Genomic DNA, 14469 nt, shown 5'->3' with positions numbered 1-14469 from the left:
TCGATTCGTCATCATTTCCAAACGTCAAACCGAGAATAGGAAAACAGTCACGCTTCAAGAAATCAGGGGTGTTCGTATGGCTCTGTCTAGATTACGGCCTTCTGCATTGCGCCCTTCTGTTTTGTGGCTACCTGTTGCTGCACTCGCTGCGGTGCAGGGCGCTTTTACCTTTGGTTGGGTCGTTTATGGTGTGCATTTGCCAGCGCTGTTACAGCAGGTTAACCTGCCTGCCACCGCTGCTTCTACGGTACTGCTGGTGGAGGCACTTTTGGCGATCGCATTGGAACCTATGATCGGTCAGTTTTCCGATAGGTTGACACAGCGGCGCGGCAACCGCTTTCCGATCATCGCTGTGGGCGTGTTGCTATCAGCAGCGCTGTTTATTTTGATTCCTGTATTGGCACGTTTTGGTAGTCAGGCTCTGCTGCTGACTATTCTTATTATTTGGGCGATCGGCATGAGTTTAGTTCGCACGCCCGCTATGGCACTGCTGCGTCGTTATGCTCATCCTGTGTACCTGCCAATAGCGGCTAGTTTGTTGACGTTAGCCATCGGTTTGGCCGGGGCAACTAAGCCATTTGCGGCACCGTTGATGACCAGCCTGAATGTGGAAGTGGTGTCTTCTCTGGCGGCAATTCTGCTGCTGCTGGCCGGAACCGCGTTGCGGTCGGTGAATGCGGCGATGGTGGAAGTACCGACGGAAACAGCCGCAACCCCAGCGCCGCGCCTGTCGATCGCTCAGCTCGGTCTGTTTGCCGCCGCAGGCATGATGATTACGCTGGCGTTTCGCGTGGCGATCGAAATTTTTCCCAAGGTGCTCAAGGCTCAGTTGCCCTCTGTGCATCCGCCTGTGCTGGTGGGCTTAGTGTTTGTGGCGATCGCGCTGGCAGCCTTACCCGCTGGCAAGCTGGCGCTGCATTGGGGCAATCGTCGCACTATGCTGTTGGGTTTAGGGGGCATGGGTCTCTGTTTGCTGCTGCTGCAATGGCTTCAGAGTTCTGCGGTTGCCGTTGCGATCGCGCTGGGATTGGGTGCCACTTTTGCCCTGGTCACAAACGGGACGCTACCCTGGGTCTTCTCTCAGCTTCAGGTGAGTCAGGCTGGCCTGGGCGTTGGCATGTTTTTTGGTGGCGCAGCGATCGCAACAAGCTTGCTTAACAGCCCGTTTACGTTATGGTTGACACCCAATGTTGGCATCGGTGTTGCGATCGCGGCTCTGTTCTTTGCAGGTGGCTGTGTGGCCGCAAGCAGCATACCCGAACCAGGCATGGGCGTTCAAGACTCGCTGTAACGGCTCGCTGTAACTAACTGGCCTCGTCCGATGGTGACCATCTGGTTGCAGCCGTTTGTGGTGAAGATCAGGCTTTGTAACGGATGCGTTTCAATTGCGGGCTACTGATTGAAGCGCTGGCGCTCGATCCAAATCAATGCATCTTGCTCGGAGCCAAAGCGGTGATGTTTTTGGGTCAGCGGATCAAACACTTCAAGATAGCTCTGACCCCGAAGATTGTTCTTCCAGCTAACCTGTAGCTCTGAAGGAATTGTGCAGGTCTGCACCAGCCCGTGCCAAAATTGGGTTTGCTTCAGTTTCTTGACGACCGCATTCCAATAGCCTGGTAGTGCTGGAAAGGGCAGGGGCAAAGGATTAGAATCATTCGTTGGGCGAATTAAGTTGTCGTGTTTCATTAATGTGTGCGTTTTGATAGTTACAAGTGGGTAGTTCAGGTTAAGAGTTTGACATCCGTATCCGCATCAGGGGATACAAGGCCAAGCCAGATCTTGTCGCGATCGGGAAGCTGGTGTAATTGCTCTTGCAACCAGGCGGTAAACTTTTCCTCAAGCAATTGCTGCCGCATCGCGTCGTCAAGCTGAGCCGGAAGGGTTTTTTCTAGACGCACGATCATGCACCATCCGCCGAACGAGAAGGGTTCAACTTGCCCCACTTGACTCGTGCGGAGACGCTCTGCCAGGGCAGGGGTGAGGGTACCCAGTTGCACGGGGCCAATGAGTCCGCCCGTCTGGGCTTCTGCCCCTTCCGAATAGTGCTGTGCCAGTTCTGCAAATGACTGTTCGTCTTCAGCAATGCGAAAGAAAAGCTCTTGAGCCAGATCCTTATCTTTGGTTCGTAGCAGCGAGTAAATGACCTGATCAACGTCATTCTTGCGCTCAAGAAAATAGGATTCGAGTTTGTGACCCCAGGTGACTTGCTTAAACGTGTCAATACGCAGCGATCGCGTTGCCCACGCTTCAAACTGCACCTGACTTAAACCGCACTGCGATCGCCAGGTTTGCTGCTGTTCAGCTGTGACTAAATTCCACTGCTGATAAAGTTGCTGGCAGGCTGTTTCAATTTCTTCCGGTGTACAGTCAATGTTGATGATGGCGCGATCGATCACACGTTCGCATAGCAGTTGTGGCATCATCTGATAATTGACTAGCAGCGGCAGCAATTCTTGATTGGAGGCGCGTTGATGTAGATCTTGAATCAGAGAGGGATTGCTTTGTAGAGCAGTTGCAATCATGACGTGTACTCCTTGTAGGGCAGGGCTAGAGCATCCACTACAGCCCTGCCCGCCATCAGTATTGAGAGATTAAACAGCGGCTAGAATCTGCTTAAGTTGGGTTGACTGCATGAAGTCAAGGTATTTTGCGGCAAGCGCGGGGGGCAGAAATTCTAGAAGCAGTTGGTTTTCAACCCACACCTCAATTACGTCAAAAAAGTCTTGACGACTAAATTGAGCAATGTGCCAGCCTTCACGCTCAGCGATCGCTCGAATATGGTCTTCACTGGTGGATACCGAGATGGCGGCATGAGTTGCCGTGTAGGGAGATGGGTTTGAATTTTGTCTGGCCTGACATGCTTCCATCCCGCTTCCGGGCATTAATTCTGTACCACGCGGATGTACCTCAATCATGGTGCCGTGAAGGTCGAGCGGTAGAGCAATGTAGCTGCCGGGATGCTCTGGAAACGGGATAGCTTGCCCTGCAAACATCTCGGCCAAAACCTGAGCTACATGCAGCGGATCGTTGGCGGCAATCGAAATATGATGAATCATGTTAATTCCTATTCAATGCGGTTTGGTTGAAGACAGTACTCCCAAACGTGAGAGTGTCTATCCTGGCTGCGATCGCCTTAGACGGCAACGTGATCGAAACTGGCTGCGAAGCGGGTATTGCCCTTCGACTGGCAGACCTGAAGAATGTAGTCTCCTGCCCCTTGTAACCCTGTGATAGTGTCAAGATTACCGTTGCGAGAACTGACACCACGGACAACCACTTCGTTTGAGTCTACTACGCCATCACTATCCAGATCTTGTACGACGCGGATATTGACATTTCCTTTCTTGTTACCCAGTTCCCGAACGTTCACATTCAAACTGCTGGTTCCGTCCAGGGTGAACGCAAAGTTGTCGGCGTTGTTGTTATCGCTGATGCGACCGCGCTTTTGCAAATCTTGCGAGATGGTTCCCAGCGAAATCTCTGGAGCAGCCAGAGGATTTGCCCCATTTGATGTACCACGCGCTAACTGAACATTGTAGCCAGTGTCGAAAACGGAGGTGAGTCTGGCAATGTAGTGGCCTTTACTCAAGGTTGAATTGATTGTCTGTACAGTGCCGCCGCTGCCCGCATTAACACGAACCGTGTCACCAGTGTTGAGGATGCCATCGGCATTGTTGTCATTAAACAGGACAAGCGCAATTTTTTCACTTGAGAACGATCTTGAGGTAATCGCCACATTTGCTGTAATTGAGCCAGTTTCAAAGGCGTAGGTATCTGTCCGAATTCCCAAGCCTCCACCGGGACGTTGCAGCGTTCCATTGCGCGATTGCGTAGTACCAAAGCCCAAGAAGCCAAGATTGACGTTAGCCATTGTATTTTCCTGAAATGTAGAAGAGATTAGTGTGAATTGAGTTGAACTAAATGCGAATCAATGATGGGTTAAGTTCGATCGCCTTTATCAATTCAGCCAGTGCGTTACCTGCACTTATTCAAGATAGAAAAGTGTATTGAATTTGTCAGTTCGAGAAAGTCAGTATGAAGCCAGCGAAGAAAGTCAGATTTTGTCATGTATGGTAGAACCGCTTGAGCGATCGCAACGTGACTTCAATCTACACATGCAAATATCCCCACTTCTGAGAAAAAGAAGCAGGGATTACCCTCGGCAGATTGGAGCTAAATCACCATTGATGCCTCATGCCTCAAGCACAACGCGATCGAGCGGTGCTGCAACACAGGTCAAAACATATCCTGCGTCGCGATCGCTGCTGTTGAGTCCATCTGGCTCTGAATCATAGCGAACGGAACCTTCAAGCTTGCGTTTTTTACAGGCACCGCATACACCCTGTCTGCAATTGCTGCGAATTTTGATGCCTGCCTGTTCCGCCAATTCTAGAAGTGTTTCTGTCCCATCGCTGGCAATGTCTTTTTGAGATTGCGAGAAATACACGCTTGGCTGGCTGGATGCAGATACAGGCGAGGAAACCACAGGCGGTTTGGGTTTGGCTTCTTTCAATTTTTTGGGCGCACCAAAGCTTTCCTCATGATAGTTTTGCATGGGAAACCCCAGACCTTCAAACAGCGTTTTTGTACTTTGCATGAAGCCCTCCGGCCCACAAACATAAACAGTACGATCGCCAAAATCGGGTGCAATGGTTTGCAGCATGGCCGGGTCTAATCGGCCTGTGAAGCTAAACCAGGAGTGTCCCGGCTGCGGGCGCGTGGTGGCGATCGCCAGCCGAAAATTAGCCAACCGTGCCGCCATCAACTCTAATTCCTGCCGAAAAATGATATCGCCAGGAGTACGAGCGCAATGAAAGAAAACGATTTCTGTTTCTGCTCCGGTATCTGCAAACCAGCGCGACATCGACATCATTGGCGTAATGCCGCTTCCGGCAGAAATCATCAAGAGCCTGGTTGGTGGATCTGGTAAACAGGTAAACTTACCCAGAATACCGTTCAATTTGACGGAATGACCCACCTTAAGATGATCGTGTAACCAATTGGAAACGAGTCCTGGTGGTGCTTGTGGCGCATCGGCTGGTGGCGGCACTCGTTTCACCGTAATTTCTAGCGTGTGCGGACGTGTAGGCGAAGACGAAATGGAGTAGGAGCGCAGCACCTCTTCGCCGTTAATGTCCAGTTCTAAAGTGACAAATTGACCGGGCAGGTAGTCAAACAAAATGGCGGGTTCAGCTACAAACGTGAATGTTTTCACATCAGCGGTTTCTGCAACGATGCGGATACAGTGCACGGTCAGGTTGCCGTTTGTCCACATTGGGCGGTTGCTCTGCGGTGACAACGGTTGCGAAACAGGTTCGATCGCTTCAATCAGCAGCACAAAATCACCAATGCTCAACCGATCTCCTGGCTTCAGGCAACACAATTGATCGATCGCAATGGGTTTGTCATTGAAATAAGAACCGTTGGCACTACCTAAATCGTTGTAGTAGTATTGCCCGTTTTGCAGCAGGATTTTGCCATGAACTCGGCTCACATCAACGCTATCTAAGATCAGGTGACAATGAGCAGCCCGCCCAATTAGACATTCCTGCTGAGGCAGTGTTTCTGGCGTCACCACAGCAACTTGAATGTCATGAATCCGGGTATTAAGTTGCTTAATCTTGAGCATGTTTAGTCTCCTATCAACAGCAATTGAGTGATGCCCTACAGGTCATTGGAAGAATTGGAAGAATTGTTAGTGCGATCGCGCTCGTGGCTTGTTTCATCCTTCAGCGGACGAACAACCGTTGTATCTGCATTGCTTCGGTGATCAATTGTTTTCCTCGATGGTGAGGCGGCATTGCCACGATAAACTGTGACATCCTGATGGCGATCGCTCTCTCGTCGCAGCGTTGGTTCCGTTTGCCGCGATCGCTCCACTACAAACAGTTGTGGCTCTTGCGTTTGCAGTTGGTCTAACGCCGACCAGTGCAGCTCATCTGATAGTCCCAGTTTTTGCCGCAGCGGACGGAAGACGGTCACACTCATCCGGGCAGTAATGCTATGCTGCTCAAACGCGTCTCGCAACACGCCTCGATACACCTGAAGCTGGTAGTCTTGCGAAAAACCAGGCAGTACTTTTGCCAGGGCATACAGTTCATCAGGATTTAGTTCATCGAGCGATCGCCCTTCCAGCGCTTGAGTCAGGTCAATGTTGAGTTTAGTGAGTTGCCGCCGCAGCAAGTTTGCATCCCGTTCACGGTTGTAGCGTTGGGCACTGCGCTGCCAGGTTTTTGCTAGCCACAGGCTACTGGCGGCAACGGCAACCCAGGTCAGACTTTGCTGAGCGATCGCTGGCAGGTAGCCCAATGTTGAGCGAACACCCAGGAAAAACAGCAGGTTGAAGGCCATAAAGCTGGCGATCGCAAACAGACGGCTTTGCACCTGATCCACACTGAGTGGATTTCCCCAGCGCTGATTGAGTTGCTTCGCCTGACGTTCTGCCCACAGTCCGATCGCGTAGGTTAAACCAGTCGTGATTGTAAGCGTGAACGGCGCGGCGATCAGCTTGGGAATGGCGATCGCTCGACCAGCAATGAAAAAGCCTGGATTCAGTAACGTTGCTAGCTGGTTGGTTTCATTCCAAACGCCTGCGGACAGCAAATTCCAGTTGCCAGAATAGAGCCAGAAGTACAAATAAAATCCGATCACCAGTCCCACATAGCCGTAGTAGAGCAGTTTGCGATCGATTTTGCGAAGGTCGTTCCAGTAATCGCCCTCGGCATCAATATCCATGCATCCCGTTTTGCAGGCAACGCAGGCGCTTTTTTCGCTGCCACTTTTGTCTACCGTGCGGCACATGGATTGTGTAATGGTTTTGGGTGGTGCAGTGTGGGCAATACTGCCAAACAGTCCACTCGGCTCGCTGTAAATTTTCTGTACTGGAGCCATTGGGCAGAAATAGTTGCACCAGGTTTTGCCGTCATAGAGGAAGCCAATCGTCAGGGCAGCACCAATTGTGAGCAGCAAGAATAGCCCTAACCAGTGGCGATCGGAATTGACCAGCAACAGCCGCAGATTTAATCCGATAAATAGCAAACTCCATTGCAGGGACAACGCATTACGACCGAGCCACGATGTTTCGCTAATGGTGCGCTTCCGCTGCCAGCCCAGGGCACGAGGAATCTGTGATAAGAATGACAATGGGCAGATGCGTCGCCATGCCTCATGACCAAAAATCAGCAGTGTTAGAATTACCAGCGGTAATACCATCCCCCAGAACAGTCGCGCTCCCATTGGGTAAGGGTCAATAGGACGGCACTCTCCTTGAAACTGAAAGCAACCGTTGACCGTGGTGGCGGCAAAGAGGCGATCGCTCATCGTCCATGCGGCTGACACCGGATCATAAAACATCGACACAATCAGAATGAGCCAGCCGATCGTTAGTCCCCAGCGCAATCGATGCATAACCCTTTCCGACAGTTTCGAAAACATTGCCGCAGCCTCCCAAAACGCAGTACTGAGAGCCAGCGTAAGCAAAATCGTTTCATTTGCCAGCAAGAAAAAGTCAGGTAACGTCAGACGATGAGTCTCAATCCTTGAAGTGGAGCAATTGCGTCTTCATCCGCCCCCCTCGTCTTCTAGTTCTGGGGAAAAACTGGATCAGCTATTGCTTACAGCCATTTTCATTTTCATTCACCACGCCTCAAACCCTACACCCTACACCCATCCTGGCGAGATTGTGGCTGACTCGATTAAGAACTGCTGCAACATCAGAAAATTCAGGGGCAACTACAAAACACACGATACGGTTTTGATCGTCCCCAAAGTGCTTCTGTAGGGCTGTTTCATGAATCGCCATTCAGAGCATGACATCCCTTTTCGAGTCATATGACCTTCACACCTGACTTCTTCTGACTTTTTCTTGCTGGCAAAACGGAAAAGCTTGATTAATCTAGTTCTTGTGTTCAGACGCAAGTCCCTGTTTCTTGCAGGTTCCTCAACTAACAAAAACATTGTTCTTGTCGATCGCTCTAGCAATGACCAGATTCAGGATTTGAAAATGCGTTGCTCAAACCTTAAATAGCTGACGGATCTAAATAGTTCTAACTCCTCAGTAATACAGCAACGGTTCACGTTTCTCAGATCAAAAACAGCCTGTCAGGTTGACCGCTTCGTGCGTCAAAAATGGCGGCGATCGCACAGCGCATCCAATTAAACACTCAACAGATACACCAGGAGAAATCAAGATGGCTAAGGGAATCAATCTACGCGGCACCAACGCGAACGACCTATTTAGAGGCAGCCGTAACGATGATGTTTACTTTGGAGAAGGTGGAAACGATCGGCTGTTTGGCCTGGCTGGTGAAGACCGTTGCAACGGTGGCACGGGCAATGATCTGATTAATGGGGGTGCAGATGGCGACGACATCATTGGTGGTGCCGGTAATGATGTGCTGATTGGCGGCACAGGCGACGACACCATTGCTGGTAATGCCGGGAACGATCGCATTACTGCCGGATCTGGCGACGACACTATTGAAGGCGGATCGGGGCGCGATCGCATTGCTGGCGGTGCTGGCGATGATAATATCAGCGGCGGGTCGGGCAATGATCTTTTGCTTGGCGGTAGCGGCAACGACTTCATCACGGGCGATCGCGGCAATGACATCATGAGCGGCGATGCCGGAGACGACACCCTGGTCTGGAATGACGGTGACGGCAACGACATCATGAGCGGTGGCGACGGGCGCGACACGATCGAAGTGAATGGCTCGTCGTCTAGAGGCGACAACTTCGTTTTGGGTAAAAACGCTCAAAACCAGGCGTTCTTTGAGCGGACTGGGTTAGATGGACTGGCCATTGGTCAGTTTGATCTTACTGTGGATACCTCGGAGGTGTTTGATGTTAACGGTGGCGGTGGCAATGACACCTTTATCGTCAATGATTTAACAGACACAGGGGTCGAAGTTGTGGAGTTTAACGGCGGTGAGGGCAACGACATCCTCGATGCCAGAAACAGCAGTACCCGTGTAGTTGCGGTTGGCGGCAATGGCGATGACACGCTGATCGGCGGCACTGGCACCATCGTCGGAGCCAATAATGCCACGCTGGGTGACACGCTCACGGGTGGTGCAGGTCGTGACAAATTCCAGTTCTCTACCGATCCGTTTGCTGGCGGCGTTGCAGGTCAAAACCTGAATCGTCCTGATGTTGTAACCGATTTTGCCATTGGTGAAGATCAAGTGGTGTTCGATCGCCAACAATTTGGCCTGAATCAACTCAACTTCCAAAAGGGAGCGGTTGGTGCGCTCTCAGGAAACAACAACCTTCTGGTCCTCGAAGGCGGATTTGCAAATGCGGGAGCTGCCGCCGCCGCCATCCGCGACAACAACAATATCACCTCTGGTCGCGGTGCATTCGTCTACTTCAACCAAACACTCGGCTTCAGCCGCGTTGTGTTCTCCGAAGATTTGGCGAACGGTGGACGCTTCAGCGTTCAGGCAAACCTGATCAACCTCACAGATGTGGCCAACCAGGGCAACTTCTCTGCGGCTGAATTCGGTCTGGCCTAGACCTTACCTGGCATTGTTGAGGCGATGAAATTCCTTGCCTCAACAATGCAGCTACGTTACAGCGGGGGGCAACGTCAGCACTGGATACAATTGCCAATTGCACCAAACCCTATTATCCCTTTTCTATCGAGAGGTTCGTGCCATGAACAATGATGATGAAACATCGATCGCTACAACCAGACAACTATCCTGGTTTGGTTATGCTGCCGCATCGCTGGCTCTGTTAGGAACCGGATTTATCTTAGGCAATTTGAGCCGATCGCCCACGGCACAAGGATTAAACCCCTCTGCTGCTCAAGCGGCTCAGCCCTGCAACATTGCCATTCAAGCGCTGGATGCTGGCGTACCAGATGCAACGCAGTTAGTTGAACCGCGCATTGCTCTGGAGAACTGCGCGATCGCAACCGAGTGGAAGCAGTTGAGTGTACAAACCTCCATTGGGCGATTTGGGGCAGCCTGGTGGGTGGCGCTATCTCCCGATGGCACCACGCTGGCCTCGGTTAGCGGCAGCGTGGTTGAAGTTCGAGACATGCAGACACAAAAAGTACTGCATACGCTGCAGGGTCATACCGATGTGATTCATGCGATCGCCATTAGCCCCGATGGTGAAACTCTGGCAACAGGGAGCGCTGACCGCACCATCCGGCTGTGGAACTTGCAAACGGGCGAACTGCTGCAAACGCTAAACGGGCATGTTGGCGTGATCTGGTCATTGGCATTCACCCCCGATAGTCAAACGCTCGCTAGCGGCGGTGGCGACAGCACCATTCGCCTGTGGAACCTGCAAACCGGGCAGCTACTGCGAACCTTGTCGGGGCACCGCGATCGCCTCTTCCCCGTCGCCTTTAGTCCCGATGGGCAACGGTTGGCGAGCGGCAGCAAAGATACCACCATTCGGCTATGGGACTGGCGCACCGGCCAACTCCTACAAACCCTGACAGGACACACCGACACGGTGAGAGCGTTGGCCTTTACCCCCAGTGGTCAAACGATCGCCAGTGCCGGATGGGACGGTGCCATCAAGCTCTGGGATGTTGAAACTGGAACGGAACTGCACTCGTTTTTGGGACACGTTAATCACATTGTGGCGATCGCCTTTAGTCCCGATGGTAAAACCCTTGCCAGCGGCGGCATCGACAGCACAATTAAACTGTGGGATTTAGAGCAGAAAACGCTAATAGCAACGGTGTTTGGCAATTTTGACTGGGTTTTATCGGTTGCCTTTAGCCCCGATGGCAAAACATTGGTTAGCGGCGCACGGGATGGCACAATCGCACTCTGGCAGCGAAACTAACCCCACAAGACGGCGTGTTTGTAGCAAATCGACTCAGAGTAGACATAATTTCCATGAGTCAACATTCTTCACCTCAACCGGATACATGGATTGGTCGTTTAGTTGGCGATCGCTATCGGCTCGATCAGCGGCTGGGCGGCGGCGGCATGGGCGATGTTTTTCTGGCAACGGATACTCGGCTCGGCAAAGCGATCGCGCTGAAAGTATTAAAAGAATCGCTTGCAATTACGAATAATCGAGAGTTAGAAACGCGATTTGAGCGTGAATGTGCTATTTGCGCCGCTCTCAAAAGTACCCATATTGTTCAGGTGAGCGATTACGGATTAACGTCCGAAAACTACCCGTTTTATGTCATGGAGTACCTTCAGGGGCAAACGCTGGGACAGTTGCTTACAGAACAGCCACGCCTCTCGGTCGAGCAAACCTGCAACATCATGATCCAGGTTTGTGCGGGGTTGGAGGCTGCTCATGCTGGAGTCGTGTTATGGAATCGAGAAACCAATACAAGTGAACAAATTAAAGTCGTGCATCGCGACCTCAAGCCGGACAACATTTTCTTGATTCCAACCGCGTTAGGAGAATTTGTCAAAATCATAGATTTCGGTATTGCCAAAATTCAATCATTACAGGCAGAACACACTGCCACCAACCTTTTTCTGGGAACCTGCCACTATGCCTCTCCTGAACAGTTTGACGGAGACACGGTGGATGAGCGATCGGACATATACAGCCTCGGCGTGATTCTCTACGAAATGCTGTCGGGCATTGATCCGTTTGGGTTGGATTTTAGAAATCACCCAATTACCAACCATGCCTGGCTAACGGCTCATGCCACAAAACCGCCGCAACCGTTGCGATCGCAATCCGGATGTGAACAGCTACCGTCTGCCCTGGAAGCGGTCGTCATGCGCTGTTTGCAAAAATCGCCGACCGATCGGTTTGCTTCAGTGAGCCAGTTAAAGGCAGCGCTACAAACTGCAACAACACGTCCAACTTTATCCTCCCCCGCCGAAGCCGTGACGCAGGTACGACAGCGACTCGCAATCCCAGCAACCCCGGTATCCCGCAGCGATATTAAGCCCGAAACAGCGTTACCTCACTACCTGTCTAAACTTTTGATCGGCATGGGGGGAGCTGTATTAGCTTTGACAATCGGCCTGTATGCCGTGCCCTATGTCCTGAAGTATCCAAACCTCGTTCCTCGATCGCTTGCCGGGGGCAATCAACTGGCGTTGGTCGAAACGCTAACGGGAACGGCTCCAGTTCAGTCGGCTCTGTTGAGTCCCGATGGGCGATCGCTGGTTAGTGTAGACACCGCCCAGGTCGCAGGTCGCTATCCCATCAACGTGTGGAACGTGGGTACGCGGCAGGTACAGCGGGCGCTGGCCGGACACACCGATGTGGTGCAATCGCTCAGTTTAAGTGCAGACGGGAAACTGCTTGCCAGTGGCAGTGGCGATCGCACCATTAAGCTATGGAATCTGACGACAGGCGAACTGATTCAAACGTTAGAGGGACATACGGCACCCGTGCTGTCGGTAGCGCTGAGTCGAGATAGCCAAACACTGGTGAGCGGTAGCGAAGACCGAACGGTACGAATCTGGAATTTGGAAACGGGCGAGAGCCGCACGCTGTCGGCACATACAGCGGTGGTGTATTCGGTGGCTCTCAGTCCAGATGGTAAGACGATCGCCAGCAGCAGTGGAGACAAAACGGTTCGTATCTGGAATGCAACGACAGGTGATTTGCTGCGGACGCTCGGCGAACCAGGCGGCCATCGAGATGCCGTTGCTGCGGTGGCGTTCAGTCCGGATGGGCAGCAGATTGTCAGCGGTGGCTGGGATGGATTTGTGAAGCTGTGGAATGCTTCAACCGGACAATTGCTGCAAACCTTTGAAGGGCACAGCGATCGCGTTGTTTCGGTCACTTTCTTAAGTCCCCAAGCTATTGCCAGCGCCAGTTTCGACCACACCATTAAGCTATGGGATACCCAGGCCGACCGATCCCCTGGCAAAACACCTCGATCGATTCAAACGATCCCGGCTCATTCGAGCCAGGTGCTATCGGTCAGCAGCCTTGCCGACAATACCTTAGTGAGTAGCAGTAGTGATACAACGATCAGAATTTGGCGATGAAACATCTGTTGCAAAACAGTGAGCGTCGCCGCTATGCCCAAAAAAGTATGCCTGGTAAAACATAGCCAAACTGATAAAGCCGCTTTCCTGGTGCTGAAGCACAAAAACAGAGCAGGGAGAATTTTTTGCAGATGAAGCCGCTATCATTAACAAAAATCTAGTTAAATACACTTACTACTCGTCCATTGCCAACTTTGTTGACAAATATTTAGCATTTATCCCCATTTCCTGCTCATAGTGAACGTTTACTGTTCAATTTGCGACATGATGAACAGCAATACGGCTACAAGAAGAATTTAGGAGGAACACAGAGCCAGTGATGAAAGCATTGGTTATTATTCCATCGACCTTGCGTGGAGGAGTGGAAGAATATGTTCTACGCGTTACTTCAGGTGCAGTTAAGGCGGGTTGGGATGTTCATGTTGCTCTTCCTAATGCCCCAGATGTTCAAGCCTTGATCAATGATTTTCAACAAAACGGCGTTGATTATCATCCGTTAACTATTGCTGAAACGATTTACCGCAAAAAGTTAGCCTGGTTCAGGCGATATCTGCCCCAATTCATTAAAACGATCGCCTTACTCAAACGCCTTCAGCCGGATGTTGTGCAGATTGTGCTACCGCATCCCGAAAACTGTTTGGGCAGTATTTTAGCTTGCGCCTTTTTGCAGGTTCCAACCGTTGTGCGCTTTGGGCTGGTTGCCTCACAATGGTCGTTTGATTCGCTGCGGCTCAAACTTTATCGGTGGGCGCGATCGCGCCATCAGCAATGGGTCACTATTTCGCAAAACAACCGCGAGCTGGTGTCCAGGTCGTTTGAGATGCCACAGCAAGACATTGTGTGCATTTACAATGGAGCCTCGGTGGTCGTACCAGACCGCACCCCTCAAGAAATTGAGGCGACTCGCAACACCGTGCTTCAAGAACTGGGGCTTTCCCCCAACAGCATTCTCGCGTTAACCGTTGGACGCCTAGAAGGACAGAAAGGATACACTGACCTGATCCCAGCCATTCCTCATATTGTCAAAGAGTTTCCAACCGTTCAGTTTATTTGGGTCGGCGACGGCAAAGATCGGCCTAAATTGACCAACCTTGTGAAAGAGTACGGCATTGAAGCAAACGTTCTGTTTCTGGGCTATCGCTCTGATGTACCCAAACTGCTGGAAATCGCAGATTTGTTTGTCTTTCCGACGCATTTTGAAGGTGGGCAGTCAAGCGCGATCGCTGAAGCAATGGCCTACGGATTACCCATTGTTACCTCAAATGCTAGCGGCATCCCAGAAGTAATTGATCACGGCGTTCACGGTTTGTTATTTCGCACTGGCGACAGTTGCGACTTGCTAGAAACGCTGCGGTGGACGTTGCGGCATCCCGAACAGATGCAGCAGATGGCTCACAATGCACAGGTGCGATCGCACGATTTCTCTGAAGCCAAAATGGTGCAAAACATGCTGGATCTTTGGCACAAAATGAGCGATCGGTCTACTGAAGCAATTTAATACGGTCGTCGCATCGCACCAGATGGA

Annotated in this window: 11 protein-coding genes; 5 read left to right on the top strand and 6 right to left on the bottom strand. The window is 51.5% G+C overall.

The genetic code is table 11. The features are described from left to right. Window positions 1-76: 76 nt before the first annotated feature. Window positions 77-1291 carry an MFS transporter gene (locus IQ268_RS15620; RefSeq protein ID WP_193880720.1) on the top strand — a complete coding sequence of 405 codons (1215 nt, stop codon included), beginning with the start codon at window positions 77-79 and terminating at the stop codon, window positions 1289-1291. A gap of 101 nt (window positions 1292-1392) precedes the next feature. Here the strand turns inward: IQ268_RS15620 and IQ268_RS15615 are convergent, their stop codons facing one another. From IQ268_RS15615 to IQ268_RS15590, 6 genes are all read right to left on the bottom strand, one after another. Beyond that, the gene (locus tag IQ268_RS15615) at window positions 1393-1686 is read right to left on the bottom strand and encodes a hypothetical protein (RefSeq protein ID WP_193880717.1); all 294 of its coding nucleotides are present in this window, start codon (window positions 1684-1686) and stop codon (window positions 1393-1395) included. Window positions 1687-1721: 35 nt separating this feature from the next. Beyond that, window positions 1722-2522, bottom strand: coding sequence for a peptidylprolyl isomerase (locus IQ268_RS15610; RefSeq protein ID WP_193880714.1), 801 nt, complete (start codon window positions 2520-2522; stop codon window positions 1722-1724). Between the two features lie 69 nt (window positions 2523-2591). Continuing rightward, the gene (locus IQ268_RS15605) at window positions 2592-3056 is read right to left on the bottom strand and encodes a hypothetical protein (protein ID WP_193880712.1); all 465 of its coding nucleotides are present in this window, start codon (window positions 3054-3056) and stop codon (window positions 2592-2594) included. Between the two features lie 77 nt (window positions 3057-3133). After that, window positions 3134-3871: a hypothetical protein gene (locus IQ268_RS15600; RefSeq protein ID WP_193880709.1), complete on the bottom strand. Its 738-nt coding sequence runs from the start codon at window positions 3869-3871 to the stop codon at window positions 3134-3136. A gap of 321 nt (window positions 3872-4192) precedes the next feature. Next, window positions 4193-5629, bottom strand: coding sequence for an FHA domain-containing protein (locus IQ268_RS15595; protein WP_193880706.1), 1437 nt, complete (start codon window positions 5627-5629; stop codon window positions 4193-4195). A gap of 35 nt (window positions 5630-5664) precedes the next feature. Next, window positions 5665-7434, bottom strand: a complete 1770-nt coding sequence (locus tag IQ268_RS15590; protein WP_193880704.1) for a hypothetical protein — start codon at window positions 7432-7434, stop codon at window positions 5665-5667. Window positions 7435-8189: 755 nt separating this feature from the next. Here IQ268_RS15590 and IQ268_RS15585 point away from each other — a divergent pair. The 4 genes from IQ268_RS15585 to IQ268_RS15570 all read left to right on the top strand — a co-directional run bounded on the left by IQ268_RS15585 (window position 8190) and on the right by IQ268_RS15570 (window position 14442). Next, entirely contained in the window at window positions 8190-9515 is a 1326-nt protein-coding gene (locus IQ268_RS15585; RefSeq protein WP_193880701.1) for a calcium-binding protein, read from the top strand. A gap of 142 nt (window positions 9516-9657) precedes the next feature. Continuing rightward, window positions 9658-10809, top strand: coding sequence for a WD40 repeat domain-containing protein (locus IQ268_RS15580; RefSeq protein ID WP_193880698.1), 1152 nt, complete (start codon window positions 9658-9660; stop codon window positions 10807-10809). A 53-nt stretch (window positions 10810-10862) separates the two neighbouring features. Continuing rightward, on the top strand, window positions 10863-12944 hold the full coding sequence (locus IQ268_RS15575; protein ID WP_193880695.1) for a serine/threonine-protein kinase: 2082 nt from the start codon (window positions 10863-10865) through the stop codon (window positions 12942-12944). A gap of 319 nt (window positions 12945-13263) precedes the next feature. Next, entirely contained in the window at window positions 13264-14442 is a 1179-nt protein-coding gene (locus IQ268_RS15570; RefSeq protein ID WP_193880692.1) for a glycosyltransferase family 4 protein, read from the top strand. Window positions 14443-14469: the final 27 nt, after the last annotated feature.

Origin of the sequence: Oculatella sp. LEGE 06141, from assembly GCF_015207605.1 — a bacterium.
GTDB lineage: Bacteria > Cyanobacteriota > Cyanobacteriia > Elainellales > Elainellaceae > Oculatella.
This window is presented reverse-complemented; position numbering and strand designations above follow the sequence as displayed.

What these genes read in the sequence shown, in the direction of transcription:
- IQ268_RS15570 (WP_193880692.1), top strand. Translation starts at nt 13,264, where the DNA reads ATGAAAGCATTGGTTATTATTCCATCGACCTTGCGTGGAGGAGTGGAA.
- IQ268_RS15590 (WP_193880704.1), bottom strand. Translation starts at nt 7,434, where the DNA reads ATGTTTTCGAAACTGTCGGAAAGGGTTATGCATCGATTGCGCTGGGGA.
- IQ268_RS15620 (WP_193880720.1), top strand. Translation starts at nt 77, where the DNA reads ATGGCTCTGTCTAGATTACGGCCTTCTGCATTGCGCCCTTCTGTTTTG.
- IQ268_RS15615 (WP_193880717.1), bottom strand. Translation starts at nt 1,686, where the DNA reads ATGAAACACGACAACTTAATTCGCCCAACGAATGATTCTAATCCTTTG.
- IQ268_RS15595 (WP_193880706.1), bottom strand. Translation starts at nt 5,629, where the DNA reads ATGCTCAAGATTAAGCAACTTAATACCCGGATTCATGACATTCAAGTT.
- IQ268_RS15575 (WP_193880695.1), top strand. Translation starts at nt 10,863, where the DNA reads ATGAGTCAACATTCTTCACCTCAACCGGATACATGGATTGGTCGTTTA.
- IQ268_RS15605 (WP_193880712.1), bottom strand. Translation starts at nt 3,056, where the DNA reads ATGATTCATCATATTTCGATTGCCGCCAACGATCCGCTGCATGTAGCT.
- IQ268_RS15580 (WP_193880698.1), top strand. Translation starts at nt 9,658, where the DNA reads ATGAACAATGATGATGAAACATCGATCGCTACAACCAGACAACTATCC.
- IQ268_RS15600 (WP_193880709.1), bottom strand. Translation starts at nt 3,871, where the DNA reads ATGGCTAACGTCAATCTTGGCTTCTTGGGCTTTGGTACTACGCAATCG.
- IQ268_RS15610 (WP_193880714.1), bottom strand. Translation starts at nt 2,522, where the DNA reads ATGATTGCAACTGCTCTACAAAGCAATCCCTCTCTGATTCAAGATCTA.
- IQ268_RS15585 (WP_193880701.1), top strand. Translation starts at nt 8,190, where the DNA reads ATGGCTAAGGGAATCAATCTACGCGGCACCAACGCGAACGACCTATTT.